This window comes from Nonomuraea sp. NPDC049028 (assembly GCF_043197735.1).
In the GTDB taxonomy this organism is placed as follows: Bacteria; Actinomycetota; Actinomycetes; order Streptosporangiales; family Streptosporangiaceae; genus Nonomuraea.
On the sequence record NZ_JBICTR010000011.1, the window covers coordinates 203,802 to 219,375 of the forward strand.

The window sequence follows — 15,574 nt, forward strand, 5'->3', positions numbered from 1 at the left end:
ACACATGGCCATCCCAGACCTCATGCCGCATGCTGTGGCAGCGAAGTACGCCGTCCTGGTGGACGTCGGTTATCTCTATGCTGCCGCAGGCGAAGTGCTGCTGGGCGCCAAGGAGCGCAAAGAATATCGAGTGGCCGCCGATGAGCTGATCCAGAGTCTACAGAAACATGCGCTGGAACGTATATCTGGCGAACTTCTGCGGATCTATTGGTATGACGCCGCTCGCGACCGTGTGCCGACCGTCGATCAGCGGGTCATCGCCCAGTTGCCCTGGGTCAAGGTACGGCTTGGCAACCTGAACGCCCGTGGCCAGCAGAAGGGCGTGGACGCGCAGATCAGGAGCGATCTGGAGGCCCTGGCCCGGCATCATGCGGTGACTGACACGATCTTGCTCGCCGGAGACGAGGACATGGTCCCCGCGGTGGAGGCGGCGCAGGCGTACGGGGTGCGCATCCACTTGTGGGGCGTCGAGCCGCCGTACGGCACCAACCAGGCCGAACGGCTGGTTTGGGAGTCGGACACCGTGGAAGTGATCACTGCTGAATTCCTGAGGCCCTTTTTCAGTCGTGCTCCGCAACCCGTTCCGGTCGCCCCGCCGGTGACCGCTCCGTCGCCCGCGCAGGTGTTCGCCGGGCGCGCGCCCGTCAAACCGCACGTCAAGCCCGGCCAGGTGGCCAAGCTCGGGCCCAGCCGGCCACGCGTCGAGGACGTGGGCGAGCACGTGGCACAGAAGTGGATCCTCACCCGTGGCCGCGACAACATCCGCGACCTGCTGCCGGGGCCGATCCTGCCGACGGTCATCGACACCGAACTGCTCATCGAGGCGGAGAAGGAGCTCGGCCACTCGTTGCGGCCGTTCCCCGAGGCGCGGGTGTGGCTGCGCGACGGGTTCTGGGCGCGCGTCTACCGGGAGTTCGACCTAGGTGTGGGCGTCTCGTCCAAGTGACGTCTGATTTCCGCTGGTCGGCGGGTTTGACCTGCTGACCAGCGATTTAACGATCAGGTCCGATTCCCGCCAGTCGACAGGCCGGGCGAACGCATACGCTCGGTGTCATGTCACCACTTGAGCTCGACTTCGACTCCTGCTACCGGGCGGTAGCCGCCCGGGACGCCCGATTCGACGGGCGCTTCTACACGGCGGTGACCTCGACGCGGATCTACTGCCGTCCGATCTGCCCGGCTCGCACGCCGGCCTCGCGCAACGTGCGGTTCTACCGGCACGCGGCGTCGGCGGAGGCGGCGGGCTTCCGCCCGTGCAAGCGCTGCCGCCCGGAGCTCTCCCCCGGCGATCCGGGGTGGGACCTGCGCGGTGACCTCATCGGGCGGGCGCTGCGGCTGATCGATGACGGGGCCGCCGACGAGCGTGGCGTGGCGGGGCTGGCCACGCGGCTGCACATCACCGAGCGGCACCTGCACCGGCTGTTCGTGGCCGAGCTGGGCGTGGGGCCGCTGGCGGTGGCCAGGACCAAGCGGCTGCTGCTGGCCAAGCAACTGCTGACCGAGACGCGGCTGCCGGTCACCGAGGTGGCGTTCGCGGCCGGGTTCGGGAGTGTGCGGCAGTTCAACGCCACGATGCGGGAGACATACGGGTTCACACCGAGCGAGCTCCGCGCGACCGCGGGTGGCCCTTCAGCCCCCTCCGTTTCCGCGCCGCCGACGGTCGAGGTGGTGGCCGGACCCGCGACGCTCCGGTTGCGCCTGCACCGGCGGGAGCCGTACGACATCGCGGGCGTGCTCTCCTTCCTGACCTCGCGCGCGATCCCCGGCCTGGAGGTGGCCGGCCCGACGTCCTACAGCCGGGCCGTCCCAGGCGGGACGATCACGCTCATCCCCGAGCCCGGCCACATCGCGCTCGACGTCGCCGTGGACGACACCCGGCAGCTGGCCCGCATCGTGGCCCGCTGCCGCCGCCTGCTCGACCTCGACGCCGACCCCGACGCCATCGCGGCCGCGCTGGGCGAGACCTCACTGCGCCCGCTCATCGAGTCCCGGCCCGGCCTGCGGGTGCCGGGCACGTTCGACGGCTTCGAGCTGGCCGTACGCGCCGTCGTGGGCCAGCAGATCTCCGTCGCGGGCGCCCGCACCCTGCTCGGCCGGATCGTCGAGCGAGCCGGGCGGCTCACCGAGCGTCCCGGCCTGACCCACCTGTTCCCCACCGCCGCGGAGCTGCTCGAGGCGGACCTCGCGGGGCTGGGGCTCACCAACCGCCGCGTCGCGACGCTCAAGGAGCTGGCCATCGCCGTCTCCGAGGGCCGGATCGACCTCGACGGCGGTCAGGATCCGGGCGAGGCCGTGGCCGAGCTGCTCGACGTTCCCGGCATCGGCCCCTGGACCGCCAGCTATGTCGCGCTGCGCGCGCTGCGGGACCCCGACGCCTGGCCCATCGGCGACCTGGTGCTCAAGAAGCGCATGGCCTGCCTGGGCATTCCCGACGACCACATCGAACGGTGGCGGCCCTGGCGGGCCTACGCCGCCCTGCATCTCTGGAGCTCCTCATGATCGACGCCCAAGTCATGCCGACCCCGATCGGCCCGCTGTCCCTGCTGTGCCGTGATGGCGTGCTGGTCGCGGCCGGCTTCACCGCCGACCCCTCGGACATGTTCGTCCGGCTGTCGCCCGCGCTGCAGGCCGAGGGCCTGGACGTGGTCGACGATCTCGGCCCCGCCGCGCAGGCCGTACGCGACTATCTGGACGGCGACCTCCTGGCCCTGGACGCCATCCCGGTCGAGCAGCCGGGCACGGCCACCCGCAAGCGCCTCCACCAGGCGCTCCGCGAGGTCAAGCCGGGCACCACGGTGACGTACGCCGAGCTGGCCGAACGCGCCGGCATGCCCAGGACGGCGGCCCGCGCGGCCGGGTCGGCCTGCGCACAGAACCTCATCGCCCCCTTCGTCCCCTGCCACCGGGTGCTGCCCGGCTCGGGTGGCTATGGCGGCTACTACTACGGCGTACCGGTCAAGGAGTGGCTGCTCGCCCACGAGTCCGGCCGGCTCTAGCAACTCCCCGTCATGGTGCGGCAGCGCTCTGTACGATTGGGTGGATGGCCGGAGCACACGAATACAGGGGCGAGCCGGAACGGACGCCGGCTCAGTTGATCCTGGGATTTCTGGACGCACGCGACATCTCGGTGCCCGAGGAGGCTCGGGCCCGCATCCGCACATGCACGGATCAGAGCCTCCTCGACCGCTGGACCGTCAGGGCCGTGACCGCGCTGAGCGTGGACGAGCTGTTCAGCTGAGCCCCCGCTCTCAGCGGCCCTGTGGCGTTGTCATCAGGTGGCCGGGGCGAGTTGGCGGCGGGCCTGCACGCCGGCGAGTCCCGCCACCGCCAGCCCGGTCAGCCCGAGCAGCGCGGCGGTCCAGGCCGGAGCCGTGTAGCCGAAGCCCGCGTCGATGGTCAGCCCCGCCGCGAACGACCCGATCGCGTTACCCAGGTTGAAGGCCCCGATGTTGGCCGCGGAGGCCAGCGTCGGGGCGCCCGCGGCGGCGTCCAGGACCCGGGTCTGCAGCGGCGGCACGGTTGCGAAGGCAGCCACCCCGAACAGGGTGATCGTCACGATGAACGCGACCTGGTTCCCCGCCACCAGCGCGAGGACCACGCCCAGCAGCGTGAGCAGGGCCACCGAGCCGTAGATGCTCGGCATGACGGCGCGGTCGGCCAGCCGGCCGCCGATCAGGTTGCCGACGACGAGCCCCACCCCGAACAGGGCCATGACGACCGGCACAGCGCCGGGAGAGAATCCGCCCACACTCGTCATGATCGGCGAGATGAAGGTGATCACCGCGAACACCGGCGCGAACCCGAACACGGTCATCGCCAGCGCCAGCCATACACCACCCTTGCGGAAGGTCGCCAGCTCGCGCAGCATCCCACCGCCTTCGGGCCGCGGCTGGGCGGGCACCAGGGCGAGCACGCCGATCAGCCCGGCGACGCCGATGGCCACCACGACCCAGAACGTCGCCCGCCAGCCGAACGCCTGCCCGATCCAGGTGCCGAGCGGCACCCCGAGCACGTTCGCCAGGGTCAAACCGGTGAACATGAGCGCGATGGCGCTGGCCCGCTTCTGCGGAGCGACCAGGTCGGCGGCCACCACGGATCCGACGCCGAAGTAGGCACCGTGCGCGAACGCCGACAGGAACCGGCCGACCATGAGCACACCGTACGAAGGCGCGAGCGCGGAGAGCAGGTTGCCCACGATGAACAGCACCATCAGCGACAGCAGCATGGTCTTGCGGGACAACCGGCCGCCGAGCATGGTCAGCGGCGGCCCGCCGATGGCCACGCCCAGGGCGTAGCCGGACACGAGCAGGCCGGCGGCGGGGATCGTGACGGCGAAGTCCGCGGCCAACTCCGGCAGCAGCCCGTTGATGATGAACTCGGTGGTGCCGATGCCGAAGGCGCTGATCGCGAGGGCGAACAGGGCGAGTGGCATAGAATACTCCTCAGACGACGTTAGTCAGCGTAGACATTATTTGCACACGCCGACTAACTGACCATACAACCTTGTCCGGGAAGGTGTCACATGCCGCTAGCCGATGACGCCGTCGAGGCGCGCGCCCAGGGCTGGCGCACGCTCGCCGCGCTGCACGCCAGAATCGAGGACCGGCTGGAGCGGGCCCTGCAGAAGGAGCACGAGCTGAGCGTGAGCGAGTACACCGTGCTCGACGTGCTGGGCCGCCAGGACGGCTGGCACATGCGCATGCAGCAGCTCGCCCGCGCGGTCGTGCTGAGCCAGAGCGCCACCACCCGCCTGGTGACGCGGCTGGAGAACCGTGGGCTGCTGTCCCGCTACCTGTGCGATGACGATCGCAGGGGCATCTACACCGAGGTCACCCCGGCCGGCCGCGAGCTGCTCGCCCAGGCGAGCCCCACCCACGACACCGTGCTCAAGGAGGTGCTGGCGGAGGCGGCGGAGCTGCCGGAGCTCGCCCCGCTCGCCGCCGTCATCGCCTGAGGCACCATCTACGGTTTGACGTTGCTCTGCACCTCACCCACCGGCACGTCGCGGGTCACTCCCACCTCGACCGGCGCGAACTGGACCGGCACCGCCTGGCCCGCCACCGTCACCGGCCACACGGTCGTCACGGTCAGCTGGTAGACCTGGCGCGGCTGGTCGATCGACGAGCGCAGATACTGCACGCCGCAGGTGAACGGGGCGCCCTTGGCGTACGGCTTGCCGGTGGCCCCGCACTGCTCACGCACCTCGGCCCGGTCCTTGCCGGTGCCCGCGTCGATCTTGATGTCCTGGAGAGTGGCGACCACGGTCGCGCTCATGACGCCGGGCAGCGTCGCGGTCGCCGTACGCCGCGGCTGACCGATGCCTTCGAGCCACACGAACGTCGGCAGGTTGACGAAGCTCTTGGCATCCGGGCTCAGCTTGACCGTCGGCTGGGGCACGGTGATCGCTGCGCGCGCGATCTCGGCCAGCTGCGCGATGGTGATGCCGGAGGGCGGCGTCTGGTTCGGCGGTACGAAGACGAACAGTTCCAGCCCGGCCCAGCAGGTGGCGCCGTTGGGGTCGGACGCGTCGTAGGCGGGCGTCCACCAGTTCCCCGGTTGCCCCTTCTTGTCCTTGAACTGCTGGACGAACTTATTGAAACTGTCCTCGTCGGCCTTCACCCTGGCGAACTGGGTCTTCGAGTCCGTCTGGAACTTGAGCATCTCGTCGGCGCTGAGCCCCGGCTCATACCAGCAGGGCCGTTTGATCCGATAGCCGTCGCTCTTGCCACCCTTGCCCACGTCGCCGCTGACCACGATGCCGGAGTGCGTGAGCTTGACGGACGCGGTTCTGCCCTGCTGGCCGGTCCTGACGTCCGTGGTGGATTGGGGGCCGGGCGTGGGCGTGGCCAGCAGGAGCGACCCTGCCATGAGCACCGGGATCAGGGGATTCATCAGCTGCACCCTTCTTTGTCCTGGCGGAATTCCCTGATCCGCCACACACCGTCGTCGCCGCGATGCGCGAGCACGGTTTGGAGGTAAGGAGCGCGCACCCAGTCGGGCTGGGGCGCGACCGCCTTGCCGGTGGGCGTGGAGACGAGGCGTACGCCCCGCTCGTCCACGCAGGTGTCGACCTGGGCGCCCTTGCCCATGACCGACGTGATCCGCAGTCTGGAGAGACGCGCGACGCCGCGCGCCGACTCCTGCCGGTCGGCGAACCCGCGTACCCATTCGCCGGCCTGCGGAATCACAGACGGCTCGACATGACGCAGGTAGCCGGTGTCGCCGGTGACGACCGCCTTCCACCGCTCCACGTAGTAGTCGGCGAAGAGCCGTTGCAGCGCACTGGCCGACGGCCCCTTCTCCACCTTGACCTTCAGCTCGTCGCCGACATCGACCGTCTTGCCCTGGGTGGACGTGGGAGCGGGCGCCGCGGTGGTCTCGCCGGTGACGGGGGCCGCCACGTCGCCGGGGGTGTACGGCCGCTCGGGCGGGCCGCAGCCCGCCGCGAGCAGGAGCGCCAGCATTACCGCCATCCGCCTCATGCCGTCGACTCCCTCACCATGTGGATGCGCCACGACGGCAGCAGCTCGTCGATCAGCGCCTCGGTCTCGGGCGCCATCCCGCCGCCATAGGGGTGGGAGGACGAGCGCCTGGTCAGCCCCTCGACGACCGTCCGGAGCCGCAGCACGTCCCCGGTGGCGTGCGTGGCCCGCAGCAGGTCGCGCCAGAGCCCCTCGTCGTCGGTGGCCAGCAGCAGGGCCGCGCGTACGGCCGCGACCGCGGCGTCCGGCTCGCCGTGCGCCAGCCGCAGCTCGCACAGCCGGTGGGCGGCGTCGGCGACCCCGGCGGCGACGTCGTACTCAAGGTCGTCACCCGCCAGCCACGCGTATCTCCCGGGCGGCCGCCCGCTCAGCAGCGGGCCTCTGACCAGGACGAGCGCCTTCTCCAGGAGTACGGTCCGCGCCGTGGGATCGCCGTGCGAGCGGCGGACCAGCTCGCGGAAGAGCGCCCAGTCGGTGCGTACCGCGGGTCCCAGCCGCAGCCTGCCCGCCTCGTCGACGTGCAGGTGCTCGCGGCCCAGCCAGTCGACGACCCTGGCGATCGTGGCGTCCCTGACCATGGGTTGCACGCCACGCGGCCACAGGACGCCGCCCAGCACGACGGGGTGCACGCCACCGGGATGCGTGGCCAGGTAGACCAGCAGCTCGGTGGCCAGCGCCATCCGCCCCTCTTCGAGCGGGTCGCGGCCGACGATCTCGATGGGGCCGAGCATCCTGATCTCCACCGCGGGTGGCGCCAGCTCCTCCAGCGGCTCCGCCTCTGGCACCGCCTCGCCGTCGAGCTGCTCCGCCGTACGGAAGAGATCGATCAGCGCCTGGTAGTGGCGGCGCGGCAGCAGTTGCGCGGTCACCTCGAAGCCCAGCTCCGCGATCTTCGCCTTGCCGTCCTCGGTGATCTCCAGGGTCCAGGTGGCGTGCGGCACGTCGCCCGTCACCACGTATCCGGCGGTGTCCTTGCGGGCGAGCAGCGCCAGGCGGCGCGCCTCCTCATGGGTGGGGGCCACGGCGGACAGCAGGTAGTGGGCGTCGCGCGGGCTGCCGGTGACGCGCCCGGTGAGCACCTCCTGGCGCGGGGCGGCGGTGGCCTCCAGCTCGGGCAGCACCTCGGCCAGGCTGCCCACGGCCCGGATCCGGTCGGGCGCGATCGCCGTCAGCTCGTCGCCGAAGCCGACGAGCGTGATGCGCATCCGGTCGGACCAGCGGTTGGTCGCCAGCTCCACGGCCAGCGCCGCGAGCGCCGCGGTGGTCTGCGGGCCACGGATGTTGATCAGGCCCTGCGCCGCCTCCAGGTCGATCAGCACCCGGCCGCTCTCGTCGGCGCCGAGCGAGACCAGTCCGGGGTACGGGGCGCCGCCGGGCTGCTCCTCCAGCAGGCGGCCCTCATGCGCGGCCAGCCGCCACACCTGGCCGCCGTCCTGGGCGATCCACGGCGCGGGCGCGTCGCCGTCAGGCGGGTGGATCCACAGGTCGAGGTTGCGTGGCGACAGGTGAGCTGCGTAGACGGTCGGCGGCGTGCGGCCCTGCGTGGCCAGCTCCGCGCCGAGCAGCCTGAGCCCGATGTCGAGGATGCGCGTGCCCGGCGCGTCGGCGCCCAGCCTCAGCGCGACCTCGGCCTTGGCCGCGTCGTCGCGCGGCCGGACGATGCGGCGGCCGAACGCGCGCCGCCACAGCTGCTCACGCCGCCGCCTGGCCAGCACGACCAGCAGACCGGCCGCGGCCAGCGACGCGGCGGCCAGGTAGTCGGTCAGGTCGACTCCTGGGCTCTGCACCACGGGCTGCTCGGCTCCGGTCTCGTGTCGCGCGTGCGCCGGGCCCTGCTTGACGCTGGAGGTCTGGCGCGCCTCGTCGGCGACTCGCCGGTGTTCGCCGTGCGACCCCGCCGGGTGCTGCTTCAGCGTCTGGGCCCGCGCCTGGTTCACGGGTACGACGTGCGCGTGGCGCGCGTCGTCGGGCATGTCGAGCACCCAGCCCGGCCTGATCAGGTCGGCCATCCGCAGGCGGGTGCCGTCGGGCTGCTCCTTGTGCTGGTTGAGCCGGTAGATCTCCGGATATCGGCGCCCGTCGCCCAGGCACTTCTCGGCGATCTCCCACAGGCTCTCGTGGTGCCGGCCGTGGGGCGGCTGGACCACGTACACCTTCTTGGTGGCCTGCGCCCGCACCGGCTGCTCCACGATCGGCGCGGAGTAGGCGACCGTCGTCATGGGCGGCGCGGTGGGCGGCGGCGCCGCCAGCTTGATGATGGGCACGACCATGGCCCCGGCGGTGAACAGCACCAGTACGGCCGAGACGAGCTTGTTGGCCAGCGCCTGGGACCCGCCCGAAAGCGGCACCCTGGCGGGCATGCCCACCCTGCGTACGCCCGCGTAGACCTCGACGATCACGCACGAGAAGAACTGCAGCCAGGCCAGCCACACGAACAGCACCAGGACGGCCATGATCGTGCTCGGCCCCACGCGGCTGTTGAGCACGTCGAGATCGAGCAGTTCGGGAGAGATCGGCGGCCCGACGAACGTGAGCAGCGCGTACGGCACACCGCCGACGATCGCCACGAGCACCGCGAGCGCGCCGAGGCCGGCCAGCACGTCGCCCACGCTCCGCCTGGCCGGGATGCGCACGGGCGCCTGCCCGGGCCCGTGCGGCCGGCCCGCTGGACGCGCTGGGTCTCGCGTCGGCATCGCCTCTCCCTTCTCCGTGTTCAGGGTCCTGCGTGGTGGTGTTCTGATCCATCGAGTGAGCGGAATCGGTCTGGCTCACCTGGCCTGTGGCCCGGCCGTGGCCTCGCCCTCCATCTCGGTGCCGGGGAAGCCGATGGCCTGCAGGAAGAAGGCCGTCCACCGCACCTTCACGGAGACGGTCACGCCGTCCTGTCCCTGCGCGACGGTGCACGTGCCTCTGGTCACGTCGGCGCTGCCCGCCGCCGCGATCACCTCGTCGGCCCGGTCGCACACCTGGCCGTCGCCGAGCAGCCGGATCTCGCCCGTCTCGTGGAGGTGGTCGGCGTCGATCTGGTCGGCGCCCGCCCGCGCGGCCTGCTCGGCTACGTCGGCGGCCCGCAGCCGCGCGTTGATCGCCCCGCCGCCGTCGACGAGCAGCCCCGCCAGCAGGAACACCGCCACGGAGAACAGCACGGTGAAGACCGACATCGTCCCGCGGTCGCGGCGGCTCGTTCGGCCCTCTTGCATCGCTCCAGAAACACCGCGGCTCATTCGGTCCTCCTGAACTGTTCCAGGGGCACCACCGAGGTGCCGGTCATCCGTTTGGTGCCGGAGAACCCCAGGAAGCTCAGGTCCAGCTCGCAGGTGACCTCGGCCTGCACCTGGCCGCCCTCCTCCCACTTGGAGCCGGCGAGGGACACCGCCGGGCTCTGGCATCGCCCGTCGAGCGCGGCCTTGACGCTCCTGTCGGCCGCGTCGCCCGCGTCGCCGAACGACCGCCGCACTGAGGCGGCCCGCGCCGCGTCCCGTGCCGCGCCGTTGACCTCGCCCTGCGCCTCGACCAGCCGGCCCGCCCCCGCCAGGAACATCAGGAACAGCAGGAAGATGGGCGCCAGCATGACCGTCTCCACGGCCATCGAGCCGCGCTCACGCCACCGGTTCTGGCTCGTCCGCAGCCGGTTCTGGCTCGTCCGCAGCCGGTTCTGGTTCATCCGCAGTCGTCACCCCCGTCGTCCGGGCGGAAGCACTCGACGGGACCGCCCGAGGTGGCCGTGATCGTGAACGTGAGCTCCGGCAGGAGCGGGATGACCTGTACGGCGCTGCCGGTCACGGTGACGAAGCGCTCGTCGGGCTCCTTCTCCGCGGTCGTGACCGCGGCGTTCGAGAGCAGGCGGGGTCCGATGGCCCGGACGATGTCGGTGGCCTTGGTCGAGGCCGCACCCTCCCAGTCGCCCGAGTCGAAGGGGGCCGACCGGGCCACCCTGGCGCCTTCCTTGGCGGCCGCCTCGGCCACCTGACGGCCGTGGAACCAGAGCGCCACCTGCACGATGAGCAGCACGGCCGCCAGGATGACCGGCATCAGCAGGGCGAGCTCGATCACGGAGGCGCCGCGGTCGCGTCGTGCCCGGCGGCGCCGCCCCGGAGGTCGGCTTGGTCGCCGAGGTTGTCCGCGCGGGCGCCGGGCACCTGTCACGTGCGCCCGCCGGTCTGGCCGAAGCTGGTTTGGAGCTCGCTCTGCTTCCCCTCGACCAGCTGCTTGATCAGCGTGGCCAGGCCGAGGGCGACGCCGGCGATGATCGCGGAGATGATCACCCACTCGACCGCCGAGGCGCCCCGGCTGGGGGCGGTGCGGGCGCGCTGGATACGCACGCTGAGGCATGCCTGCAGGTAGATGACCCAGGGATGATTCATTAGGACCCCAACATCTTCATAGCGGCGGGATAACTGAGAAAGATCACGAAGCCCGCGCAGAGCAGCAGCTGGGCGACGAGCATCGACTGGGAGCGCTCACCGGCGCGGCCCTCGATCTCGGCCAGCTCGCGGCGGCGCAGCGTGGCGGCCCTCGCGGTCAGGGAGGCACGTACCTTGGCGCCGTCGTCGGCGACCAGGCCGAGCGCGGCGGACAGGTCGCGCAGCTCGTCGACGTTGATCTCCTCGCCGAGCTGGCCGAGCGCCTGCCAGGGGGTGATGCCGACGATCCTGGCGCCGGCCAGCGCCTCGCGGATGCGCGACATCGCCCAGTTGGGCTGGTCACCGCTGACCGAGACCGCCATCATCAGCGCCTCGGGCACGCCGCGGCCGCCCGCGAGGTTCATCGAGACCAGGTCGAGGAAGGCGCCGACGACGTGCCGGAAGTCGCGCCGCTTCGCCGCCGCGTCACGCCGTACCTGAACGTCGGGCAGGAAGAAGAAGACCAGCGACACGAGTACGGCCGACCAGAACGGGATGGTCAGGGACGTGCCCCACTCCATCAGCACCAGCCAGCCGAGCAGCACCGGGAACGCCAGCAGCCCGGCCGACGCGAGCAGCGCCTTCGTGGCCAGGTAGCCCTCGAACGACCGCCCGACCAGCGCCAGGTCGGCCTTGACCGACCGGACCTCCCACCCTCGCGCGTGGTAGAGGCGGGCCAGCCGGACGCCCAGGCCGCGGCGGAAGGCGGAGACCTCCTCATCGGGCAGGGCGAGCTGGATGCGCGGCGCGTCGGCGTCCTCGCGAACGGCCTCGATCGCCAGCAGCCGCGACACGAGGCCGGGGCGGGCCGGGAACAGCGCCCGGAGCAGCAGGAACAGGCCGAGGCCCAGCACGCAGCCGGCCAGCACACCCTCAACCATGACCGCCCCCTCTCTCCGTTGCCGCCCTATCCATGACCGTCTCCGACGAGCAGGCGGGTGGGCTTGCTATCCATGACCGCCTCCTACGAGCAGGCGGGTGGGCTTGTCGAACCGGGCGAGGCGCCGCATCCAGGCGAATCCGGCGCCGAACAGCCCCGCCACGACCGCCAGCACGGCCTGGCCGAGGAGGCCGCGGTATTCGCTGACGTAGGAGGGGTTGAAGACGACGAGCAGCCCGGCGAAGACCAGCGCGGTGATCACCACGATCTGGACGCTGCGCCTGGTGGCCCGGCGTTCGGCCTCGACGCGGCGGCGCATGTCGAGCTCCTCGCGGGCGGACACCGCCAGCGCCCCGAGCACGTCGCGCAGGCCGGGGCCGCGCAGCTTGGAGTTGAGTATCAGCGCGGCCACCACCAGGTCGGCCGAGGGGTCGTCGAGCTCGTCGGCGAAGAGCGCGAGCGCCTCCGGCAGCGCCATGCGGGTGTGGAGGCGGTCGACCAGGGCGCGCAGGTGCGGTTTGAGCGTGGGCGCGGCGGCCCTGATCGACGACGGGATGGCCTGTTCGAGCCCGGCCGCGCCGGCGATCGTGTCACGCAGCGACTCCGTCCAGGCGGCCAGCCCTTCGAGGCGGCGCATCGCGGCTCGTTCCTCGGCGGCGCCGCCCGACAGGCCGCGCCAGGCGAACACCAGCAGCACCGTGCCCACCGCCGCGACCGCCCAGCCGGTCACGACCAGCACCAGGGTGGCGGCCACCGCGGCGATCGCGGTGCGGGTGGTGAACGTCTTGAGCAGCTCGCGCTTGGGGCGGGCGGGCCGGACGCGCATGCCGTACAGGGAGAGGAAGAACAGGAACAGCCCGCCGCCGACGAGCGCGCCGGCGAGCAGGGCGAGGGGATCGAGGTCGATCACAGCCAGCCTCCGGGGTTGTATCCGTGGGCGGCGAGCTCCTCCAGGCAGGAGACGGGGGCGTGGGGCAGGGCGGTGCCGTCGGGGCCCGGGATGAACACCTCGCTCGACAGGACGCGGCCGTCGCAGCCGTTGACCTCGCGGATGCTGGAGACGTAGCGCCGCAACGTGCCGCCGCGGCTGTAGTCGTTGCGCTTCTCGACGAAGACCACGAAGTCGATCGCGCCCGCGATGAGCATGTGGGTGGCGTCGATCGGCAGCCGCTCGCGGGCCTGCAGGGCGTAGGTGGAGATGCGGTTGAACACCTCCATGCTGGAGTTGGCGTGGATGGTGGACAGGGAGCCGTCGTTGCCCTGGGTCATCGCGTTGAGCATCGTGACGATCTCGTCGCCGAGCACCTCGCCGACGATCACCCGGCTGGGGTTCATCCGGAGCGACCTCCTGACCAGCTCGGCCATGGTGATCTCGCCTTGGCCCTCGGAGTTGGGCAGGCGCTGCTCGAAGGCGACGACGTTGGGGTGGAGCTCGGGGAACTGGTCGAGGCCGAGCTCCAGGGCGCGTTCGACGGTGATCAGGCGCTCGTGCGGCTGGATCTCGTTGGCCAGGGCTCTGAGCAGGGTCGTCTTACCGGCGTTCGTGGAACCGGCGATCATGATGTTCTTGCGGGCGCCGACCACCGCGCTGAGGAACCTGCCCACCTCCGGGCTCAACGTGCCGTTGCCCACCAGATCCGACATGAACACCTTGCCCAGACGGGCGCGGCGGATCGAGACGGCCGGCCTGAGCGTGACGTCCATGACGGCACTCAGCCGCGATCCGTCGGGCAGGCGCAGGTCGAGCTGCGGGTTGGCGGTGTCGAACGGCCTGCTCGACAGCCCCGAGTAGGCCGCCAGGATCTGGATCAGCTCGATGAGCTCGTCATCGGACTCGGCGACCGGCTCCTGCATGAGCTCCTGGCCGTCGGCGTAGCTGACGAAGACGCGGTCGCAGCCGTTGATGTCGATGTTCTCGACCTCGGTGTCGTCGAGCAGCGGCTGGAGGCGGCCCACCCCGAACAGCGCGGCGTGGATCCCGGCCGCTAGCGCCTCCTCTTCCTCGACCGTGGGAGGAGTGCGGCCCAGGCCGATCTCGCTGCGCGCGTGCTCCTCCAGGACCTGGGAGATCAGCGCCCTGGCGAACTGGCGCTCGTCTTCGCCGGTCATCGAGACCAGGCCGTTGACCTGGTCGAGGCGGCGCTGGTGGGCAAGGCGGTCGCCGACTTCTTGGCGGAAGCGCTTGACCAGGGAGTGATCGATCACGGGCTGCTCACTTTCGCGAGGACGCGTGTCGTACTCCCGGTTGTACGTAGCGGACCTCTCGCGAGGTTGAATGCCATGCCGAAATTCATAGGTTGCTCACCAGCCGTCCCGCGAGATCGCGCGCCGTACGGATGAGCAGACAGCGGTCGAGGCGCCCGCCCCACTGGCCGCGCAGCAGCTCAGCGCCCTTGGGGTCGTGCGCGAGGCCGTGGACGAACTTGACGCTCGGACCGACGATCCTGCGTACGTCGTCGATCGAGGAACGGTAGTTGCGCGGGTCGGCGATCACGGCGACGCCGTGGGCCTTGGTGATGGACAGGCGTTCGCGCAGGTGGGCGACGTGGTCGAGAGTCGCCCGGGTGAGCAGCACGACCTGCTCGGCCTGCGCCATCAGGTCGCCGAGCTGCGGATGGCCGCCGAGCCGGCCGCAGTCGGCGATCACGTCGGCGTTGGGGATGGCGGCCAGCGCCCTGCCCAGCGGACCCCACAGCCAGGTGAGCCCGGCCGCCTGCTCGCCGTGGGTGAGCCCGGCCAGCACGTCGAGGCCGCCGACGATCTTCTGGGTGTGCTGATGGATCTGCGCGGGTTCCAGGCCGCGCCGGGCGGTCGCGGCCAGCGTGAGCAGGCCCTTGCCGGGGTTGAGCACGCCGCCGTCGGCCGCGGGCAGCCGGTAGGCGAGATCGCCGCCCGCGGGGTCGCATTCGGCGAGGAGTACGGGACGCGGCCACACCGCCGCGAGGGCCGTCGCGGCAGTGGTCACACCAGGCGCGCCCTTGTCGGCGGCCAGTACGATCAGCGCCACGTCAACTTACTCCGGGCAGGTCGGCCACGGCGATCTCACCGCTGGAGGCGTATTGGACGATGGTCTTCGCCGCCGGGGCGTCGACGATCACGGTGATCAGGATGGATCCGCCGGCTCTGCCTCCGTCGCTGACACTCTCAACGAGGGCGCTCTGTGCGAGTACGCGGCTTTCCGCCTGGTCGGTGCGGCCGGGGACGTACACGACCTGGACCCGATGGCTTCTTTCCAGGCCCGCCGGGAACTGCCCCGGTTTCAGGGAGAGGCCCACCTTGGCCTTGCCGGGCACCAGCTCGCTACTGGCCCTGACGCCCATGTTGTGGGTCAGCAGGGTGCCGGGCACGATCGTGACGGCCGCGAAGCTCTTCACCACCTCGAACCGCTGTGACCAGGAGACGTAGTCGAGACCGGTGTTGGCGATCTGCACCTCTTCGAGCGCGGCCGCGGTGAACTGCTGGCCGGCGCCGATCTGCTGGGTGACCCTGATCGCCGAGACGCGGTCGCCGCTGCGCAGCACGAGCAGCGTCGTGGCGAGCGCGCCGCCGAGGATCAGGAGCACGGCGAGAGCGGCCAGGGCGGGTTTGCGTTCGCGGGGTGGCACGGGGAGCTTGCGCGAGGCAGGGCCGGACAACCCCGCCGTGTTGACGGCAGGCTTTTCACTGGTCCTCATGGGTGGGGGGCTCCCATTGTGAATTGTCGAATTCACGCCATTATGTGCACCCGCCGGTGGGGGCGGGGCTGGAATGCGAGGAACCATGCTCGTTTCGCAGGTGGCGTGGTGTCAACAAGAAATAATCAATGCCTA

At 71.1% G+C, this 15,574-nt stretch carries 18 protein-coding genes; 5 read left to right on the forward strand and 13 right to left on the reverse strand.

Annotated elements, in window-relative coordinates; translation table 11 throughout:
- The first annotated feature begins 4 nt into the window (after positions 1-4).
- The 4 genes from ACGFJ2_RS39955 (at position 5) to ACGFJ2_RS39970 (ending at position 3,238) form a co-directional block, all read left to right on the forward strand.
- On the forward strand, positions 5-946 hold the full coding sequence (locus ACGFJ2_RS39955) for an NYN domain-containing protein (protein ID WP_225293467.1): 942 nt from the start codon (positions 5-7) through the stop codon (positions 944-946).
- A gap of 107 nt (positions 947-1,053) precedes the next feature.
- Complete coding sequence (locus ACGFJ2_RS39960; protein ID WP_393477468.1) at positions 1,054-2,499, forward strand: Ada metal-binding domain-containing protein; 1,446 nt, start codon at positions 1,054-1,056, stop codon at positions 2,497-2,499.
- Positions 2,496-2,996, forward strand: a complete 501-nt coding sequence (locus ACGFJ2_RS39965) for a methylated-DNA--[protein]-cysteine S-methyltransferase (RefSeq protein WP_357948810.1) — start codon at positions 2,496-2,498, stop codon at positions 2,994-2,996. The genes ACGFJ2_RS39960 and ACGFJ2_RS39965 overlap by 4 nt, the downstream gene beginning before the upstream one ends.
- 44 nt (positions 2,997-3,040) lie before the next feature.
- Positions 3,041-3,238: a hypothetical protein gene (locus ACGFJ2_RS39970; protein WP_357948808.1), complete on the forward strand. Its 198-nt coding sequence runs from the start codon at positions 3,041-3,043 to the stop codon at positions 3,236-3,238.
- A gap of 33 nt (positions 3,239-3,271) precedes the next feature.
- Here ACGFJ2_RS39970 and ACGFJ2_RS39975 read toward each other — a convergent pair whose 3' ends face one another.
- Entirely contained in the window at positions 3,272-4,432 is a 1,161-nt protein-coding gene (locus ACGFJ2_RS39975; RefSeq protein ID WP_357948805.1) for an MFS transporter, read from the reverse strand.
- A 90-nt stretch (positions 4,433-4,522) separates the two neighbouring features.
- Between ACGFJ2_RS39975 and ACGFJ2_RS39980 the strand changes: the two genes are divergently transcribed.
- Positions 4,523-4,954, forward strand: a complete 432-nt coding sequence (locus ACGFJ2_RS39980; protein WP_357948803.1) for a MarR family transcriptional regulator — start codon at positions 4,523-4,525, stop codon at positions 4,952-4,954.
- Between the two features lie 8 nt (positions 4,955-4,962).
- Here ACGFJ2_RS39980 and ACGFJ2_RS39985 read toward each other — a convergent pair whose 3' ends face one another.
- From ACGFJ2_RS39985 to ACGFJ2_RS40040, 12 genes are all read right to left on the reverse strand, one after another.
- The gene (locus ACGFJ2_RS39985) at positions 4,963-5,892 is read right to left on the reverse strand and encodes a hypothetical protein (RefSeq protein WP_357948801.1); all 930 of its coding nucleotides are present in this window, start codon (positions 5,890-5,892) and stop codon (positions 4,963-4,965) included.
- Complete coding sequence (locus ACGFJ2_RS39990) at positions 5,892-6,482, reverse strand: hypothetical protein (protein WP_393477473.1); 591 nt, start codon at positions 6,480-6,482, stop codon at positions 5,892-5,894. The genes ACGFJ2_RS39985 and ACGFJ2_RS39990 overlap by 1 nt, the downstream gene beginning before the upstream one ends.
- The gene (locus tag ACGFJ2_RS39995; RefSeq protein ID WP_393477476.1) at positions 6,479-9,175 is read right to left on the reverse strand and encodes a BTAD domain-containing putative transcriptional regulator; all 2,697 of its coding nucleotides are present in this window, start codon (positions 9,173-9,175) and stop codon (positions 6,479-6,481) included. The genes ACGFJ2_RS39990 and ACGFJ2_RS39995 overlap by 4 nt, the downstream gene beginning before the upstream one ends.
- A gap of 75 nt (positions 9,176-9,250) precedes the next feature.
- Complete coding sequence (locus tag ACGFJ2_RS40000; protein ID WP_357948794.1) at positions 9,251-9,682, reverse strand: flp pilus-assembly TadE/G-like family protein; 432 nt, start codon at positions 9,680-9,682, stop codon at positions 9,251-9,253.
- A gap of 20 nt (positions 9,683-9,702) precedes the next feature.
- Positions 9,703-10,146, reverse strand: coding sequence for a TadE/TadG family type IV pilus assembly protein (locus tag ACGFJ2_RS40005; protein ID WP_393477479.1), 444 nt, complete (start codon positions 10,144-10,146; stop codon positions 9,703-9,705).
- Complete coding sequence (locus ACGFJ2_RS40010; protein WP_357948790.1) at positions 10,143-10,535, reverse strand: TadE/TadG family type IV pilus assembly protein; 393 nt, start codon at positions 10,533-10,535, stop codon at positions 10,143-10,145. The genes ACGFJ2_RS40005 and ACGFJ2_RS40010 overlap by 4 nt, the downstream gene beginning before the upstream one ends.
- A gap of 89 nt (positions 10,536-10,624) precedes the next feature.
- Complete coding sequence (locus ACGFJ2_RS40015; protein ID WP_357948787.1) at positions 10,625-10,846, reverse strand: hypothetical protein; 222 nt, start codon at positions 10,844-10,846, stop codon at positions 10,625-10,627.
- Entirely contained in the window at positions 10,846-11,766 is a 921-nt protein-coding gene (locus ACGFJ2_RS40020; protein WP_358548539.1) for a type II secretion system F family protein, read from the reverse strand. Before ACGFJ2_RS40020 ends, ACGFJ2_RS40015 begins: the two co-directional genes overlap by 1 nt.
- A gap of 66 nt (positions 11,767-11,832) precedes the next feature.
- Positions 11,833-12,675, reverse strand: a complete 843-nt coding sequence (locus ACGFJ2_RS40025) for a type II secretion system F family protein (protein WP_393477483.1) — start codon at positions 12,673-12,675, stop codon at positions 11,833-11,835.
- Entirely contained in the window at positions 12,672-13,970 is a 1,299-nt protein-coding gene (locus tag ACGFJ2_RS40030) for an ATPase, T2SS/T4P/T4SS family (protein ID WP_358179701.1), read from the reverse strand. The genes ACGFJ2_RS40025 and ACGFJ2_RS40030 overlap by 4 nt, the downstream gene beginning before the upstream one ends.
- A gap of 85 nt (positions 13,971-14,055) precedes the next feature.
- Positions 14,056-14,772, reverse strand: coding sequence for a hypothetical protein (locus ACGFJ2_RS40035; protein ID WP_357948777.1), 717 nt, complete (start codon positions 14,770-14,772; stop codon positions 14,056-14,058).
- Between the two features lies 1 nt (position 14,773).
- Entirely contained in the window at positions 14,774-15,439 is a 666-nt protein-coding gene (locus ACGFJ2_RS40040; RefSeq protein WP_357948774.1) for a hypothetical protein, read from the reverse strand.
- Positions 15,440-15,574 lie beyond the last annotated feature (135 nt).